This is a genomic window from Gordonia liuliyuniae, from assembly GCF_021738805.1.
GTDB classification, from domain to species: domain Bacteria; phylum Actinomycetota; class Actinomycetes; order Mycobacteriales; family Mycobacteriaceae; genus Gordonia; species Gordonia liuliyuniae.
In genome coordinates this window covers 402349-418511 of sequence record NZ_JAKKOR010000007.1, presented here as the reverse complement: position 1 = coordinate 418511, position 16163 = coordinate 402349, and the positions used below count along the sequence as shown (strand labels likewise).

16 protein-coding genes are annotated in these 16163 nt (G+C 66.1%); 11 read left to right on the top strand and 5 right to left on the bottom strand.

Annotated elements, in window-relative coordinates; genetic code table 11:
* Positions 1-71: 71 nt before the first annotated feature.
* The 3 genes from L5G33_RS10780 to L5G33_RS10770 are packed head-to-tail and all read right to left on the bottom strand — an operon-like array spanning position 72 to position 2419.
* A complete protein-coding gene (locus tag L5G33_RS10780; RefSeq protein ID WP_236998167.1) occupies positions 72-1259 on the bottom strand; it encodes a thiolase C-terminal domain-containing protein in 1188 nt (395 codons plus the stop codon).
* A 7-nt stretch (positions 1260-1266) separates the two neighbouring features.
* Positions 1267-1686 (bottom strand): Zn-ribbon domain-containing OB-fold protein, encoded by a 420-nt coding sequence (locus L5G33_RS10775; RefSeq protein ID WP_236998166.1) that lies wholly within the window; start codon positions 1684-1686, stop codon positions 1267-1269.
* 1 nt (position 1687) lies between these two features.
* Entirely contained in the window at positions 1688-2419 is a 732-nt protein-coding gene (locus tag L5G33_RS10770; protein WP_236998165.1) for a FadR/GntR family transcriptional regulator, read from the bottom strand.
* Between the two features lie 236 nt (positions 2420-2655).
* Between L5G33_RS10770 and L5G33_RS10765 the strand changes: the two genes are divergently transcribed.
* The 4 genes from L5G33_RS10765 (at position 2656) to L5G33_RS10750 (ending at position 7314) form a co-directional block, all read left to right on the top strand.
* Complete coding sequence (locus tag L5G33_RS10765; protein WP_265742743.1) at positions 2656-5013, top strand: CaiB/BaiF CoA transferase family protein; 2358 nt, start codon at positions 2656-2658, stop codon at positions 5011-5013.
* A 6-nt stretch (positions 5014-5019) separates the two neighbouring features.
* A complete protein-coding gene (locus L5G33_RS10760) occupies positions 5020-5829 on the top strand; it encodes an SDR family NAD(P)-dependent oxidoreductase (protein ID WP_236998163.1) in 810 nt (269 codons plus the stop codon).
* 37 nt (positions 5830-5866) lie between these two features.
* Entirely contained in the window at positions 5867-6322 is a 456-nt protein-coding gene (locus L5G33_RS10755) for a nuclear transport factor 2 family protein (RefSeq protein ID WP_236998162.1), read from the top strand.
* A 176-nt stretch (positions 6323-6498) separates the two neighbouring features.
* The gene (locus tag L5G33_RS10750; protein WP_236998161.1) at positions 6499-7314 is read left to right on the top strand and encodes an SDR family NAD(P)-dependent oxidoreductase; all 816 of its coding nucleotides are present in this window, start codon (positions 6499-6501) and stop codon (positions 7312-7314) included.
* A 55-nt stretch (positions 7315-7369) separates the two neighbouring features.
* Here the strand turns inward: L5G33_RS10750 and L5G33_RS10745 are convergent, their stop codons facing one another.
* A complete protein-coding gene (locus tag L5G33_RS10745; RefSeq protein ID WP_236998160.1) occupies positions 7370-8497 on the bottom strand; it encodes a CaiB/BaiF CoA transferase family protein in 1128 nt (375 codons plus the stop codon).
* A gap of 167 nt (positions 8498-8664) precedes the next feature.
* On the opposite strand from L5G33_RS10745, the gene L5G33_RS10740 reads away from it, so the two are divergent.
* From L5G33_RS10740 to L5G33_RS10730, 3 genes are read left to right on the top strand one after another with little or no spacing between them, the layout of a single operon-like run.
* Entirely contained in the window at positions 8665-9678 is a 1014-nt protein-coding gene (locus L5G33_RS10740) for an LLM class flavin-dependent oxidoreductase (RefSeq protein WP_236998159.1), read from the top strand.
* A 49-nt stretch (positions 9679-9727) separates the two neighbouring features.
* Positions 9728-11173, top strand: coding sequence for an MFS transporter (locus tag L5G33_RS10735; protein WP_236998158.1), 1446 nt, complete (start codon positions 9728-9730; stop codon positions 11171-11173).
* A 55-nt stretch (positions 11174-11228) separates the two neighbouring features.
* The gene (locus L5G33_RS10730; protein WP_236998157.1) at positions 11229-11429 is read left to right on the top strand and encodes a ferredoxin; all 201 of its coding nucleotides are present in this window, start codon (positions 11229-11231) and stop codon (positions 11427-11429) included.
* A 66-nt stretch (positions 11430-11495) separates the two neighbouring features.
* Here the strand turns inward: L5G33_RS10730 and L5G33_RS10725 are convergent, their stop codons facing one another.
* On the bottom strand, positions 11496-12725 hold the full coding sequence (locus L5G33_RS10725) for a cytochrome P450 (protein ID WP_236998156.1): 1230 nt from the start codon (positions 12723-12725) through the stop codon (positions 11496-11498).
* 135 nt (positions 12726-12860) lie between these two features.
* Here L5G33_RS10725 and L5G33_RS10720 point away from each other — a divergent pair, with 135 nt between their 5' ends.
* From L5G33_RS10720 to L5G33_RS10705, 4 genes are all read left to right on the top strand, one after another.
* Positions 12861-13634 (top strand): SDR family NAD(P)-dependent oxidoreductase, encoded by a 774-nt coding sequence (locus tag L5G33_RS10720; RefSeq protein WP_236998155.1) that lies wholly within the window; start codon positions 12861-12863, stop codon positions 13632-13634.
* Positions 13631-14512: a DUF6282 family protein gene (locus tag L5G33_RS10715; RefSeq protein ID WP_236998154.1), complete on the top strand. Its 882-nt coding sequence runs from the start codon at positions 13631-13633 to the stop codon at positions 14510-14512. Before L5G33_RS10720 ends, L5G33_RS10715 begins: the two co-directional genes overlap by 4 nt.
* A gap of 20 nt (positions 14513-14532) precedes the next feature.
* Positions 14533-15363 carry a mycofactocin-coupled SDR family oxidoreductase gene (locus tag L5G33_RS10710; protein WP_236998153.1) on the top strand — a complete coding sequence of 277 codons (831 nt, stop codon included), beginning with the start codon at positions 14533-14535 and terminating at the stop codon, positions 15361-15363.
* Between the two features lie 62 nt (positions 15364-15425).
* Positions 15426-16160, top strand: coding sequence for an SDR family NAD(P)-dependent oxidoreductase (locus tag L5G33_RS10705; protein WP_236998152.1), 735 nt, complete (start codon positions 15426-15428; stop codon positions 16158-16160).
* The last annotated feature ends 3 nt before the right edge of the window (positions 16161-16163 follow it).

Below are 16163 nucleotides of genomic sequence, written 5' to 3'. Positions count from 1 at the left end.
GCGAACTCGCGACCCTCCTCACCGACGAGGAGGGTCGCGAGTCTGTTCGTCAGGCTCCGCAGGAGCGGGCGTCAGTCGTCGCGGCTGAACACGAACGCAGTCGACTTCGCCAGACCGTTCGACACGGTCACCAGTGATCGGGACGCGCCCGGCACCTGACGGTCGCCACCTCGGTCGGTCACCTGGATTACGGCTTCGGTGAGATGAGTCATACCGTGCAGGCGACCCTCGCCGAGCGCGCCGCCGCCCGTGTTGACCGGGAGTCGACCGGTCAATTCGGTGTGTCCGTCGCGGGTGAACGGGACCGCCTCGCCACGGCCTACGAAGCCCATGCCCTCCAGCCAGGTGTGGACGAAGACGCTGAAGCCGTCGTACAGCTGCGCGTTGTCGATGTCGGCCGGACCCAGCCCGCTCGTCTGCCAGAGGGTGCGGGCGATCTGCTCGGAGCCCTCGATGAGATCCTCCAGCGTCATCACGGCGCTCGTCGGCGCAGTGTGGGTTCCCGCGGCGAAGCCGGTGAGCAGCGCGGGCGCCCGGCGCAGGTCGCGGGCGCGTTCGGTCGAGGTGAGTAGGAGCGCGACGGAACCGTCCACCGGAAGATCGCAGTCGAGGATCGTCATCGGGTCGGCGATCATCCGAGCGTTCAGATAGTCGTCAGCGGTGAGCGTGGTCCCGCGCCAGTACGCGTTCGGGTTCCGCTGGGCGTTCGCGCGATTGGCGACCATGAACGGCGCGAGATCGTCGCGGGTGAGTCCGTGCAGATCGAGGTAGCGGCGGAGGACGGTCGCGGCCCAGGCGGGCGGCATGCTGAAACCGAACGGCGCATGGAACTGGTCGGGGCCGGCCGCGACTGAACTGTCGTAGTTGATGTACGTGCCCTTCGGCACGTGCAGCGACCGGTAGACGATCGCGTAGTTGCAGACTCCGGAGCGGATTGCCATCGCAGCGTCCATCACGCTCTGGGTGACCATTCCGTTGGTCGATCCGGTCCAGGTGATCTGCGGTCGGATGCCGAGCACCTGAGGCAGGTAGTACGGCGTCACGACATCGATGCCCTCGCCCGTGCCCTTCGTGCCCCCGTACCGCGGCATCGACGGCGACGTCGCGATGCCGTCGACGTCGGCCCGAGTCAGTTCCGCGTCGTCGAGGGCGCGGTCGCACGCCTCGACCGTCAGCGACGCCAGTGTGCGGGGCAGTCGTCGGCCCATCTCGCTGTATCCGACGCCCGCGACGGCGACCCTGTCACGTAGTTCCCACATCTTCGTCTCACGCTTCCGTCAGTCGGAACTGCGGGAGCACGCAGTCCTCGGAGATCTCTTCGAAGTCCACTTGCACCGCTGCTCCGATCCGAGCCTGCGCCGGCTCGGCGTCGAGTAGGTCCGCCACGAGGAGCAGACCCGGCTGCTCGACGAGTTCGACGATCACCACGACGAGCGGCAGCAGCTCGGCGAAGCCGGGGCCCGGCGGATGTTCGAGCACCGTGAAACTGTGCACGGTGCCGTAGCCGGAGACTTCTTCGAAACCGAGGTCTTCGCTGCCGCACGCCGGGCAGGTCAGGCTTGGTGCGTGGTTGAAGCGTGTGCACGCGGCGCACCGCTGGATGCTCAACCTGCGTGCGCGCACGCTCTCCCAGAACCCCTCGGTCACATCGTCGGGGAACGGGGCCGGTCGGATCGGTGTCGTCACGTCACATCCTCCACTTGACTGGCGCCGCGAGCGCCTTGGCGTAGTGCTTCTCGGTGTAGGTGGTCAACGCCGTCATATGCGTGTTCATCAGCTCCTCGGCCCGGTCGGGGTCGTGGTCGGAGATCGCGGTGGCGATCGAGGTGTGGATGTCGACGGTCAGTTCGCGTTGCCGGGAGGGATACTGGACGCCGACGGACGACCCGTCGAGGATGTCCGACAGCGCGGTGAACAACGCGGCGAAGATGAAGTTTCCCGATCCCTCGGCGATGCTGTTGTGAAAGCGACGAGTCTGGGTGAGGAAGCCGTTCTCGTCCTCGAGGTTCTGTTGCTCCAGGTCGATGATCGCGAACAGGGCGGCGATCTCGTCGGCAGGCATCCGTTCGGCGGCCAGCCGTGCCATTCGGGGTTCGAGCGCCGCGCGGGTCTCCACGACAGTCTCGAACGGCGCCTGCTGGAACTGCAACAGCAGGCTCAGCGAGGTGGCGATCGCGGAGCTGTCGGGCCGCTGCACGATCGGGCCCCCGCTGGGGCCGGGCTTGAGGGTGATGACGCCCTGCAACTCAAGGAATCGCAGCGACTCGCGCAGGGTTCCGCGTCCGACGTTGTAGTCCTCGAGCATGGCCTTCTCCGGTGGTAGGCGATCGCCGATCTGATTGCCCCGCCGGTGGATGTCATCGACAATGCGCTGCGCCACGAGTAGCGCAGTCTTCTTCGGGCGTTCCGTCGTCGACATGGTCGTGTTCTCCTGGCTCTTGTGCTCGCGTCACCCGTACCTTACATTCAATGTTATTGATATGTATAGATCGTGTGATTTTGTGAGGCTCGCCGACCGATCTCAATAGCGGAAGAGTTTCTCTCGATCGCCTCGTGGATCTCCGCAGCGCGGTGCGCGTGTCAATTCGCCCTGCTGGTGGCCGATTCCACCAAAGAATCGGCCACCAGAGAATCCGAACAGTGAGGGAGTGTCTTATGCCTGGTCCACTCGATGGGCTCGTAGTAGTCGATGCGAGTCGGGGTATGCCGTCGGGCATCGCCACCATGATGCTGGCCGATTACGGCGCGCGAGTGGTCAAAGTGGAACGCCGCAGTGACGTATCGGGGGCCGAGGCGACGCTGCGAAAGGTCCTCGACCGCGGGAAGTGGAGCGTCGCAGCGGATATCGATACTCCGGAGGGGCTGGAGACGCTGCACGAGGTGCTTGGGTCGGCGGATGTCTTCGTCGAGGCCTGGGGTGCCGGACGGGCCGAGGCAAAGGGCCTGGACCACGCGTCTCTGCGCGAACGATACCCGCAGTTGGTGTGCCTGACAGTGACGGGATATGGGACAACCGGGCCGCTGTCGACGAGGCCGGGATACGAAGCCCTGCTCAACGCCCGCCTCGGCATGAGCGCCGAACAGCGTGCGCATCGGCCCGGTCCGACGTTCCTCGGTCACCCGACCGTGTCATACGGCACCGCGTTCCTGGCGGTCATCGGCGTGTTGTCGGCGCTGCACGCGCGCAAACTCACCGGTCGGGGTCAGCGCGTGGACACATCGCTGCTCGACGGGATGCTCGCCATCCGAGCGATGAACTGGTGGTGGAACGAAAAGGACATCTCCTATCTGGCCCGCAGCGGAACGCAGCAGGGATTCGGTAACAAACGGCTGATTACGGATCCGTTCGAATGCGCCGACGGCAACTGGTTGATACCACACACCGGCGGTCCGGGATCCTACAAACGGATGATGGACCTGCTCGGCTTCGGTGATCGTGTACGCACGATCGAGGGCCCCGAGATGTCGGTGCCGCTCGATGACGACGAACTGGTGATCGCGCGCGACCTCGTACCTGAAGCGTTCAAGTCGCGTCCGCGCGACGAGTGGGTCGCTCTGTTCGCGGAACACGACATCGCCTGCCTGCCGGTGCTGCATCCCCACGAGATCTTCGATGACGACCAGGTGCGTCACGCCGGTGTCGCGGTCGACCTGGCCGATGCCGACCACGGCACCGTCCGGCAGATCGGACCAGTGGTGCGCTTCGAGAAGACCCCGCCCGAGGTCCCGACGCCGGCCCCGCAGGTCGGAGCTCACAACGGTCGGGTCGGCGAACTGGAGCAGAGCCCGGCATGGCGGCCGACCGGCTCGCGCAGCCTGACGCGGCCGCTCGAAGGAGTGCGGATCGCTGACTTCAGTTCGTTCTTCGCGACCGGGTTCGGATCCAAGCTGCTCTGCGATCTCGGGGCCGAGGTCGTGAAGGTGGAGCCACCGTCGGGCGACCAGATGCGTCCGCTCGGTGACCTGTGGGAGTGCTCGCAGCGCGGCAAGCGCGGTCTGTGCATCGACATGCGCACCCCGGAGGGGCAGGAAGCCGTTCGCAAACTCATCGCGGAGGTCGACGTGGTCGCCGTCAACTTCCGGCCGGGCAAGGCGGAGAAGATCGGCTTGGGCTACGAACAGCTGCGCGAGATCAACCCCAACCTGATCTATGCGTACCTCCCCGGTTTCGGCTCGACCGGCCCCAAGTCGTCGTTGAAGAGTTTCGCGCCGCTGCAGTCCGGCCTCGTCGGAATGAACTTCATCGGTGCGGGCGCCGATAACCCGCCGATCCGACGGGTGATGGGAAACGAGGACCTTTACAACGGGTTCCTCGGCGCGGTCAGCATCGCCATGGCGCTGGTGGCTCGCCAGAACTCCGGCTCCGGCCAGTACCTGGAGAGCCCGCAGCTGCATTCGAGCCTGCTGGTGCGGACAGAGATGGCCGCGGACGGCGACGGCAATCCGCTCGAGCCGTATGGGCTGGACTCAGACACGACCGGATGGGGACCGCTCTACCGGCTGTACCGCACATCTGACGGTTGGGTGATGATCGCGGTCTTCGGCGATCAGAAGTTCGCCGCGATGACCGACGCGCTCGGCCGTTCCGAGTGGGACCGGGAGTTCGGGACGAAGCAGCAGCGGGCTGATGGTTCCGACGAACTGGCGGCCAAACTCGAAGGCGTGTTCGCGTCGATGAGCACCGAGACCGCTTTCGCCACTTTGGACGGTGCGGGCGTGCCGGTGGAGATTCCTGCCGACGATCCGGTCATGCCGGAGCTCTTATGGGACGAGTCTCTCGCGGAGACCGGGCAGGTCGTCGAACAGCATCATCCGGAGTACGGCTGGTGCCGCGAGGTTGGTGTCACGATCCGTCTCTCGGACACTCCGGGCGCAGTGCGTGGGCCCAGCCCGTTGCTGGGACAGCACACACGTGAGGTCCTCACCGAGCTCGGCTATCCGGTCGCGGCCATCGACGACATGGTGGAGCGCGGCGTGTGTCGTGAGCCCGCGGCAATCGAATCGAAGGTGTGAGATCCCGTGTTGACTGACAAGCGGGTGCTGGTCACCGGCGCCGCCAAGGGGATGGGGCGCGACCTCGCCCTGGAGGCCGCCCGTCAAGGCGCCTCGCACATCGGCGTCACCGACGTCGATGCCGTCCAGCTCGCGCAGACCGTGCAGGAGGTCGCCGAAACGGGTGCTCGGGTCCACTCGGTCACTGCGGATCTGCGTTCCACGTCGGATATCGAGGCGATGGTGGAGGAGTTCGCCGGTTGGGCGGGCGGACTGGACTCGCTGTTCAACAACGCCGGCGTCCTCGACCACATGTTCACCCCAGCTGACCAAACCGGTATCGAGACGCTGCACGAAGACGTCTGGACCACCGTGATGGACATCAACCTCAAAGCCGTCTGGTCGGCGATCAAGTTCGCCGCGCCGCATCTGCGTGAATCCGACCGGGGGCCGTCGGTGGTCAACGCCGCCTCGGTGTCGGGGCTGGCCGGGACCAGCATGGTGGCCTACGGAGTCTCCAAAGCCGCGGTGATCCAATTGACGAAGGTCGCCGCGGTTAACCTGTCACCGCATGTTCGAGTGAACTGCTACTGCCCGGGTTCGATTCGGACACCGATGAGCGACGCCCACCTGGCCGCCGGCGACGACCGGCTCCGACAGGCGCGATCGATGTATGGAACCCACCTCATCCCGCGGCGCGGTCTGCCGGTGGAGGTGGCGCGGACGGCGTGCTTCCTGGCCAGTGACAGCGCCTCGTTCCTGACCGGCGTCGTGCTGCCGGTCGATGGCGGCACCATGGCCTGGCGTGGCACGCACGACGATGTGCCGCTGGACTGAACCAGACTCGAGATCGACCCACCCTGGAGGTAGGAGCATGGTGAACGACGAAGTGACCGACCTGCGCAACCGGTTGCGACGGCTCGAGGCGGTAGAGACCGCGCGCGACCATCTGCACGCCTATGCGCGGGTGCTCGACGATCCGGACCCGGACACCGTGACGGCATTGTTCGCCGCCGACGGGGTGCTGAGCACACCGTCACGGGAGGCTCGAGGCGTCGCGCAGATCCGTGAATTCTTCCAAGGTGCGTTCGCCGCCGATCCGTCGATCAAGCGGCACTTCGTCGCCAACACCCAGGTCACGTCGGTGGAGGCGACCAGAGTTCGGACGCAGTCGCAGTTCCTCTTCACCGGCCGCGGGCAGGACCGATCCGTGATCGGCTGGGGCGACTACACCGCCACCATCGATACGGCCGGCGCGCGGCCGATGTTCTCGGAGTTGCGAATCGCGATCGACGTGAGCACCGACCTGGCGACCGGGTGGCCGAAGTAGGCCGGCACGTTCGACATGACGAAGGCCTGATACGTCCGCAGCTCGCCGCCGTCGGCTCAGTCCTCGAGAACCTGGGTACTCGAGCATCGATCGGCATGGTCGTCATCGACGGGTAGCCCGAAAGACCGCGACTAACGCTGAAGAATGTCCACATCAACAACAGTGAGGTTTGACCGATGCTCGGCGACAAGAGAGTTCTCATCACAGGTGCGGCGAAAGGGATGGGCCGTGAGCTCGCCCTCGAAGCCGGCCGACAGGGTGCGACCGCTATCGGCATAGCCGATGTGGACGAGGCAGAGCTGGCGGTGACAGCCGATCTTCTCGCCCAGGCGGGCGTGCGGACGCGAGTGATCCACACTGATCTGCGGTCGACCGCAGAGGTGCGCGCGATGGTCGAGGACTTCGCCTCGTGGGCGGGCGGGCTGGACACTCTGTTCAACAACGCGGGCGTCCTCGACCACATGTTCACCGATCCGCAGCAGGCCACCCTAGAGGGTCTGGACGAAGACGTCTGGAACACCGTGATGGACATCAACCTAAAAGCGGTCTGGTCGGCGATGAAGTTCGCCGCACCGCATTTGCGGGAGTCCGAGCGCGGTCCGTCAGTGGTGAACGCGGCGTCCGTCGCCGGGATGGCAGGTACCCGGATGCCGGCATACGGTGTGTCGAAGGCAGCGGTGATCCAACTGACGCGGGTGGCCGCGGTCAATCTGAGTCCGAAGATTCGGGTGAACTGCTACTGCCCGGGAACGATCCGGACACCGATGAGCGACGCGCATCTCGCCGCGGCGGCGGACAAGAAGGCGCGTGCCCGCGAGATGTACGGCCCGCATCTCCTCAACAGGCTAGGGGAATCGGTCGAAGTTGCGCGGACGGCATGCTTCCTTGGCAGTGACGATGCGTCGTTCTTGACCGGTGTGGCGCTGCCGGTCGACGGTGGGATGACGGCCTGGCGCGGAGTGCGGGACGAGGCCGAGATCGAAATCGACTGATCTTCTCGTCCGCGGCCCGTTGGAGCAGATTTCGCATCGGGCCGCGGACGGTGGCTCAGCGGGTGGGCAGCTTCGGTGGGTTGGTCCGGTACGTCGGCGGCGTCTTCGACAGGCGGATCGGGTTGCGGATCTGCGCGACGCCAGTGCCTGCGGGCTCGTCCGACGGTTCGACGACGGGACTCAGCCCGAGGCTGTCGGCGAATTCGATGGCCTGCCCGATGTCGTTGATCGGGCCTGCGGGGACATCAGCGTCGCCGAGAACGGCGAACCAGTGGTCCGCGGTGTCGGTGCGCAGGACCGTTTCGAGCGACTCCACTAGTTCCGTGCAGTTGATGACCCGGTTGGCGTTGGTGTCGAATCGCGGGTCGTCGATCAGTTCGGGCAGTCCTAGCGACCGGCACAGTGCGGCGAACTGGCGATCGTTCGCCGCGGCCACGGCGAGCGGCCGGTCGGCGGTGTTCAGCGGCTGGTACGGCGCGACGCTCGGGTGCGCGTTGCCCATCAGGCCAGGGACGTTTCCGGTGATGATGTGACCGGATACCTGGTTGGTCAGCGACGCCAACACCGACGACAGCAGGTTGACCTCGACGCGCTGGCCTTCACCGGTCCGCAACCGGTGAATCAGCGCGGTCTGGATGCCCATCGCCGCGTGGAGGCCGGTGATCGCGTCGACCATCGCCACGCCGACCTTGGCGGGGCCGGTCTCCGGATGCCCGGTGATGCTCATCAGGCCGCCGGTAGCCTGGGCGATCAGGTCGTAGCCGGGCAGATGCGCGCCCCCGTCCGATCCGAACCCGCTCACCGAGCAATAGACGAGGCCCGGATTCTCGGCGGCGAGTTGCTCGTACCCGAACCCGTACCGCTCCATGGTGCCCGGGCGGAAGTTCTCCACCACGACGTCGGCTTCGGCGATCATCTCATGGGCCATCGCGCGGTCGGCCTCGCTGGTGAGGTCGAACCCGATGGACGTCTTGTTCCGGTTGAGAGCGAGAAAATATGTGGATTCGCCCTCGTGCCAGGGCGGACCCCATCCGCGGGTGTCGTCCCCGACGTTGGGCCGCTCCAGGCGCGTCACGGCGGCGCCGAAGTCGGATAGCAGCATCGTCGCGTACGGACCGGCCAGAACTCGGCTGAAGTCGACGATCCGAATGCCGGTCAGGGCTCCTGGTGTGGTCGCGGTCATCGTTCTCCCTCTCTGGCATCGTGCCAGGTTGAACACCTGGTGATGCGGTCGCTCCGTGTCGAATCAGTTGAACACTACACATCCATGCGCATGGTTGCTATGGTTCTACTGAATCGACAGTGGCGCGGGACACGTTCCGGCGCCGACAGGGAGTGAGGCACCGCCACATGAAATTGGCCCTGCGATACGACATGCGTACACCGGACATCGGAGTGGGCAGCCCGGAACAATACGCCGCCGTCCTCGATCACGCCGCCTGGGCCGACGAGGTGGGCTTCGAGACGGTCTACCTCGCCGAACATCACGGCGCCGACGACGGCTACTGTGCGTCACCGATGATCCTGGGATCCGCGATCCTCGGTCGGACCCGCAGGCTGGGGGTGCACCTCTCCGCGCTCGTCGCGGTCCTGCATCATCCACTGCGCCTCGCGGAGGATCTGGCCGCGCTGGATCTGATCGGTGGCGGCCGAGTCGAGGTGACGGCGGGCATCGGCTATCGCGACTTCGAGTACCGGATGTTCGATGTCGACCGACGTCGTCGGGCACGGATTCTCGAAGAGACCATCGAGGTGCTGCGGCAGTCGTGGACGGGCGAGGAGTTCGAGTTCCGCGGCGAGCGGGTGCAGGTGCGGCCCCGACCCGCGCGTCCCGAGGGTCCGCCGCTGTACGTCGGCGGATCCGCCGATGCGTCCGCGCTGCGCGCAGCGCGGATCGGTGACGGCTACCGACCCGCCGGTGCGGAGAAGGATCGCCTGTACGAGGTGTACGCCGCCGAGCTGCGCAAGCTCGGCCGACCGGTGCCGCCGCAGGCTCCCGCGCTCGGACCGCTGTTCCTGTTCGTCTCCGACGATCCAGCGCGCGATTGGGACGTCGTTGCGCCGCACGTGCTGTACACGACGAACTCCAATGCCGCGTGGGCCCGCGAGCGTGGAGTCGGCACCACGGCTTACCGTGCCGCCGACGGCGTCGCGGATCTCAAGAGAGACCCCAACATCCGAGTCGTGACGCCGGAGGAGTGCCTTGCGCTCTGCGACGAACTGGGCGACGACTCCGAGCTCGTCTTTCAACCTCTGATGGGCGGTCTTCCACTCGAAGCAGGATGGCGGAGCCTACGTCTGTTCGAGACGGAGGTCCTCCCCGAACTCGTCGTTCGCGGGTATCGCGACGCGGAACCCTCGTGACCCGCCTGCCGACCAGCTACGGACCTCCACTACTCAACGAAGAGGCACAATGACCAGCATTACATCGACTACAGAGGGAACCGACGCCCCACCCGGAATGCCGCGCGCACTGGTCGCGCTGATCGGCTACTTCGTCATCCTCGCCACCCTGGTGACGACCATCCCGATCAAGCTTCTCGGTCAAATCGGCCCCGATCTGGGCGCATCCGGCGGTCTGCTCAACTGGGTGGTCATCATCGGCTCGCTCAGCGGTGCGATCGGCACGGCGCTCCTCCCGCCGACCGCCGCCCTGTTCGGACAGCGACGAGTGGCGCTGGTGACGATGGGGCTGCTGACGTTCGGGAGCCTTCTCGCCGCCTTCGCTCCGAACATGACTGTCCTGTTGATCGGCAGATTCATCGGCGGCTTCACCCTTGGTGCCATCGCGCTCGCGTTGGTGATGGCACGAGCAAATCTGTCCGGCCGGGCGCTGAGCACCGTCCTGGCGTGGATCGCCGCCGCCGAGGGCGTAGCGGCGGGCCTCTCGTTCGCGGTGGGCGGCCTCCTCGCCGACACGGTGAAGGTCGACTGGCGAATCATCATCGGCGTCCTGGCACTGCTGGGTCTCGTCGGGGTCGTCGCCACGCTCGTCGTGATCCCCGCCCATGACGCACCGAGCACGGGCCGCGTCGACTGGATCGGCGGAGTGCTGTTGGCCGCAGCCCTCGCCCTCATCCTGGTGCCCCTCAGCATGGGGTCAGAGTGGGGATGGTCGTCTGCGACGGTGCTCGTGCCGCTGATCCTCGGTGCCGTCGCCGTCGCAGTCTGGTGGCGGCTGGAGGAACGCGTCGCCGAGCCGTTGGTAAACACCCGTGCGCTGCGGAACGCGAACTTCCTGCGCGGTTGGCTGGTGTTCTTCCTTGCCGGCGGCCTCACCTGGGTCGTCAACTTCACGATTCCGAAGTTCAGTGAGACGCCGGAATCGGCAGGCTTCGGCTTCGGCTATAACGGCCTGACCAGTGGCCTGTTGATGCTGGTGTACTGCCTCGGCATCGTCCTGGGGAGCGCAGGTGCCGGGCCGTTGAGCCGGTACGTACCCACTCGAGTGATCTCGATGATGGCGTTCACCGGGTGCACTGTCGGCATGCTGCTCATGGCTTTCGAGCACGACCAGGAATGGCAGATCTGGGTCTGGTCGTCCATCATCGGTCTCTCGTACGGGCTCGCGTCGGCGAGCGCCTACATGACCTTCATCCGGGCACTGCGTCCCGAACAGGTTGCGACGGCCGCGAGTATGGGCCAGATCAGCGCTCCGCTGGGCGGTGCGGTCGGCAGCGCCGCCATCACCGGCATCCTGACCGCTCAGGTCCTGCACATCGGCGGCGTGTCGATTCCCACCCAGCACAGCTTCCAGATCGGCTGGCTGATCGGCGCAGGCATCGCGATCGTCGGACTGCTGCTCGTCGCGCTGGTGCGGTCAGACGCCGCAGAGGATGCCGCTGAGGACCCCAACTGAACGACGAACGGCCGCGCTCGCGTGCCGTCAAGCACTGAACAACCAGGAGTTACCCATGATCATTTCGATTGCCGGTGAAAAATGCACTGGGCACGGTCGATGCTATTCGGTGGCCGACCGGCTGCTCACCGACGACGACGACGGATTCGTCGTCGAGCGGGGCACCAGCTGGGAGGTCGCCGACGGCCTGCACGACGAGGCGGCAGCGGCGGCGAAGGCCTGCCCCGAGGGTGCCATCAGCATCCGCGACGCCTGACCCGACTCGACACAGACTTCGGCCCGGAAATCGCGAGAGCTCCGGGCCGAAGTCGTGATGCGGGGGTCAGTCCCACACGAGAGGGAGGCTCTGCAGGCGGAGCTGGCTGCCCCGCTCACGCAGCTCGGTGCCCTCCGCGATGCGGTAGTGCGGGATGTGCTTGTGCCACTCAGTGAGGGCGACGACCAGTTCCGCCCGCGCGAGGTGCATCCCGAGGCAGCGGTGGAAGCCCGCACCGAATCCCAGGTGCTGGGTCAGGTTATCGCGCTCCGGGTCGAACTTCTCCGGGTTGTCGAACGCTCGCGGGTCCTGGTTCGCGGCGGCCAGACCCAGCCACACCAGGTCGCCCTTCTTGATCGGCAGCCCGTGGAAGTCGATGTCGTGGGCGGCTTCGCGGCCATCCTGGAAGACCAGACCGTACAAGCGGATAATCTCCTCGACGGCGTTCGGCCACAGTTCCGGTTCGTCGATGAGCAGCTGGCGATCCTCCGGATGGGTGGCCATGTGCAGGAACGTGTACCCGAGCGCGCTACGAGTCGTGTCGAGTCCAGCCGACATGATCGTCGAGCAGATCGTCAGGATCATGTCGTCGGGAATGGGCGCGCCTTGATACTCGGCGGTGATCAGTCGGGTGACCAGGTCGGTCGTCGGGTCGCCTGGGTTCGCGCGGCGGTCGGTGATAGCTGCGGTGAAGTACTCGTCGAGTGCCTGGCGGGTCTGCGCGGCGACTTCTTGACCCTCGGGGGTCTTATCGAAGAATCCGGTGAACTGGCCCTCAACCCACGGCATCAACGTGGTGCCGTCCTCGACCGGCAGCCCCAGGAGGGCCAGGAACAGCTCGGTCGGGTAGAGCATGCCGAAGCCGGTCGCCATGTCCTCCGAACCGCGCGGGGCGATGTCTGCGACGAGCGCAGTGGCGCGCTCCTGCGCCAGGTCGGCGATGCGCCGCACCAGTTTGGGGGCGAAGAACGGATTGAGGATCTTGCGCATCTCGGCATGCTCGGGCTGATTCAGGTTCTCCGGAATTAGTCGCATCGCGGGCGATCGGTGGAATGCGCTCACCTGGTCGTTCGTGAAGTCGTCGCCGCGTTGGAGTGCCTCGCGGACGTCGTCGAAGCGATTGATGACCCAGAACCCCTCCTCGGTGGAGTCGTTCCAGGCGAACCGCGACGCTTCGCGGTCTGCATTGAGCAGGCGGTACGTCTCAAGTGCCGGTCGCTCAAGACGGTAGTCGGTGTGGAACACCGGGCAACCGCCGAGTTCGCGGGGTGGCGTCGTGATGGCTTCTTCGGTCATAGGGGAGCTCCTCGTCCTCAGAGTCGATACAGTGACTAGTGCTAATTATTAGCATCATTGTGATGGAGATCAATGGTTGACGCTCAATCCTAATGATGCGTATCATTCGAATAAATATGGAGGAGGAGGCCCAGTATGAACAGGTTGCACAACCAGGTCGCCGTGGTGACCGGCGGTGGTTCCGGTATCGGTGCAGCGTCTGCGCGGCGGCTCGCTGCCGAGGGCGGCGCGGTGGCCGTCGTCGATCTCCACGCCGACGCCGCCGAACAGACGGCCCAGGACATCAGGTCTGCTGGCGGTCGCGCTCAAGCTTATGAGGCCGATGTCCGAGATCGCGAACGGATCGGCGAAGTGATCGACGCAGTGGTCGACGATTTCGGTGACATCGGCGTGCTGTTCACCGGAGCCGGTGTCTCAGGCGCTCGGATCGACAGCCACGAGATGTCCGTCAACGACTGGCAGAGTGTTCTCGACATCAACCTGAACGGCACGTTCTTCGCTGTCCAGGCCGTGCTGCCCTCGCTGCTGCGCCGTGGCGGCGGGTCGATCATCACCTGCGGCTCCACCTCGTCCTACGTTGCGACGCAGGGCGGACTTGCGCCGTACCGCGCCTCCAAGGGCGGCGTGAAGATGCTGACCCAGACCCTCGCCGTCGAGTACGCGCCGCAGGGCATTCGCGTCAACAGTGTCTGCCCGGGAGCGGTGAAGACCAATCTGAGTGCGAACACCGCGTCGATAGTGCCGGCCGGCGGCACCGTGCGGAACCCGTCCAAGCCGTTGAGCGTGCCACTCGGCCGATACGGCGAACCAGAGGAGATCGCCTCGGTGGTCGCATTCCTCGCATCCTCCGACGCGTCGTACATCACCGGTCAGGCGATTCTCGTCGACGGCGGAGTCACGGCCGAATGACACGCGACTCCGGCACGGCGCCGATCCACTTCGACGGTGCGATCGACATGCACTGCCACTTCGGCCCGGAACCGCTCGTCGAGAAGCTGGCGAAGCATCCGCACGCCGTTGATCCGATCGAGGCGGCCCAGGAGGCATTCGCTGCCGGGATGCGTGCCGTCGTGCTCAAAGCGCACGAGTTCCCGTCCACGGCAGTCGCGGATCTGGCCAACAAGGCCGTCCCAGACGTGCGTTCGATCGCGGGTATGTGCTGCGATCACCCGGTCGGCGGCATCAATCCACAGGCAGTCGAGACCGCGCTGCGGGCGGGCGCGCGGGTGATCTGGTTGCCCACACTCTCGTCCGTGTCGAACCGGCCGGCCGCCGTCGCAGCTGCGTTCGGCGTCTCGGAGGGAATAGCCGTGCTCGATCCCGATGGTGAGTTGCTGCCTGAGGTCCGCGCGGTCATGGACCTCGTCGCGGCCTACGATGCTGTGCTGGCCACGGGCCACATCACAGTCGACGAGCACTACGCGGTGGCGCGAGAATTCGGCCGGCGCGGCCGGCTGGTCGTCACGCACGCGATGCATGCGAGCGCCGGACCGGGCCTGTCGGTCGACCAGACTGCGGAACTCGCCGATCTCGGCGCCGTCATCGAGTTCTGTGCCCACACGTGCATGGGCAAGCCGTCGACGTTCGACCAGGTGATCGCCGCCATCGCGCGAATCGGCGCCGATCAGGCGATCGTGTCGACGGACTACGGCTGGACCGACTCGCTGCCCCACCCGGCAGCGGGGCTGAAAGGCTACGTCAACTCCCTGTGGGACGCGGGAGTCGATGAGCAGGACTTGCGGGTGATGGCCGGTTCAGTGCCGGCCCGCCTGCTGAGCTTGGACTGATGACTATGGAGGAGATCGGTATGGGACGGGTAGCAGGCAAGGTCGCGTTCATCACGGGTGCGGCGCGAGGCCAAGGTAGAGCGCATGCGGTGCGCCTGGCGCAGGAGGGCGCCGACATCATCGCCGTCGACTCGTGTGAAGACGTGTCGTCGCTGGAGTATCCGATGGCGACGGAGGACGACCTCCGCGAGACGGAGAGACTGGTACGCGAACTCGGCCGCCGAGTGATGGTTCGCAAGGTCGACGTCCGTGACCAGGCCGCTCTCGACCAGGTGACCGCCGACGGCGTCGCCGCGTTCGGCGGCATCGACATCGTGAGTGCCAACGCGGGCGTCTGCGGATGCCGTCCGACGATGGACCTGTCTGACGTCGAATGGCAGGACATGGTCGACATCAACATGACGGGCGTGTGGCGCACAGTGAAAGCCACTGCGCCGCACCTGATCTCGGCTGGTCGGGGCGGCTCAATCGTCCTGACGAGCTCGGTCGTCACCATGGTCGGCGCCGCGAACGTCGCGCATTACAGCGCGTCCAAGAGCGGTGTGGTCGGGCTGATGAAGACGCTCTCCGCTGAACTCGGCAAGCACCAGATCCGGGTGAACGCGGTCCACCCGGGCAACGTCGCCACCGACATGCTGTTCAGTGAGTCGACGCTGCGGGTGTTCTGTCCGGACCTCGAGAATCCCACGACGGACGATCTGCGCGAACGCGCGCGCGGCGGCGACGTGCTCGGCCAGGGTTGGGTCGAAGCCGTCGACATCAGTAACGCGGTCCTGTACCTGGCGTCCGACGAGGCTCGTTTCGTCACCGGCGTCTCCCTCCCGGTCGACTGCGGCCGTCGGATCGGCTGAACGGAGCGATGATGTCTGAAGCGACGAACACGGGGAACCAACACTTCCATGGTGGAAGGCGTTTGCAGGGTAGACGGATTCTCGTCACCGGAGGAGCGGGCGGGATCGGTGCGGCGGCCGTCAAGCAGATGTCGGACGAAGGAGCCGCCGTGGCCGTCCTCGATCGAGACCTCGACGCCGCTCGTCGGCTCGCCGCCGACATCGATGGCGCGACGGCGTTCGAGTGCGACGTGACAGACGCGGCGTCGGTCGACGCCGCGGTGGCCGCAGCGGCGAACGAGTTGGGCGGACTCGACGGCGTGCTCACCTGTGCGGGCATCGCCCGTTCCGGCTTGCCGCACGAGATGTCGCTCGACGACTGGCATGCGGTGATCGACGTTAACCTCAACGGGACGTTCTTGGCCATCCGCGCGGCGATGCCGCACCTGTTGGCTGCCGATGTCGCGAGTGTGGTGACCATTGGTTCGGTGGCATCGCTTGTCGCTGCCAACACGAACACCTGCGGATACGATGCGTCCAAGAGCGGTGTCGTCGGCCTCACCCGGTCGGTCGCGGCCGGCTACGCCGAGCACGGTGTGCGGGCGAACTGCCTGTGCCCCGGTGTCGTCGACACCCCGCTGGCGCGCCGAGCGCGAGAGGTCGAAGGCGTGACGAGCAACGCAGTCGCCGCGACTCCGCTGGGGCGTCGTGCCGAACCGGAGGAGATGGCGCGGATCATCGCCTTCCTCCTATCGTCGGAGGCGTCGTACATGACCGGCTCGGTGGTCACCGCCGACGGCGGCCTGACGGCGCGGTGACGA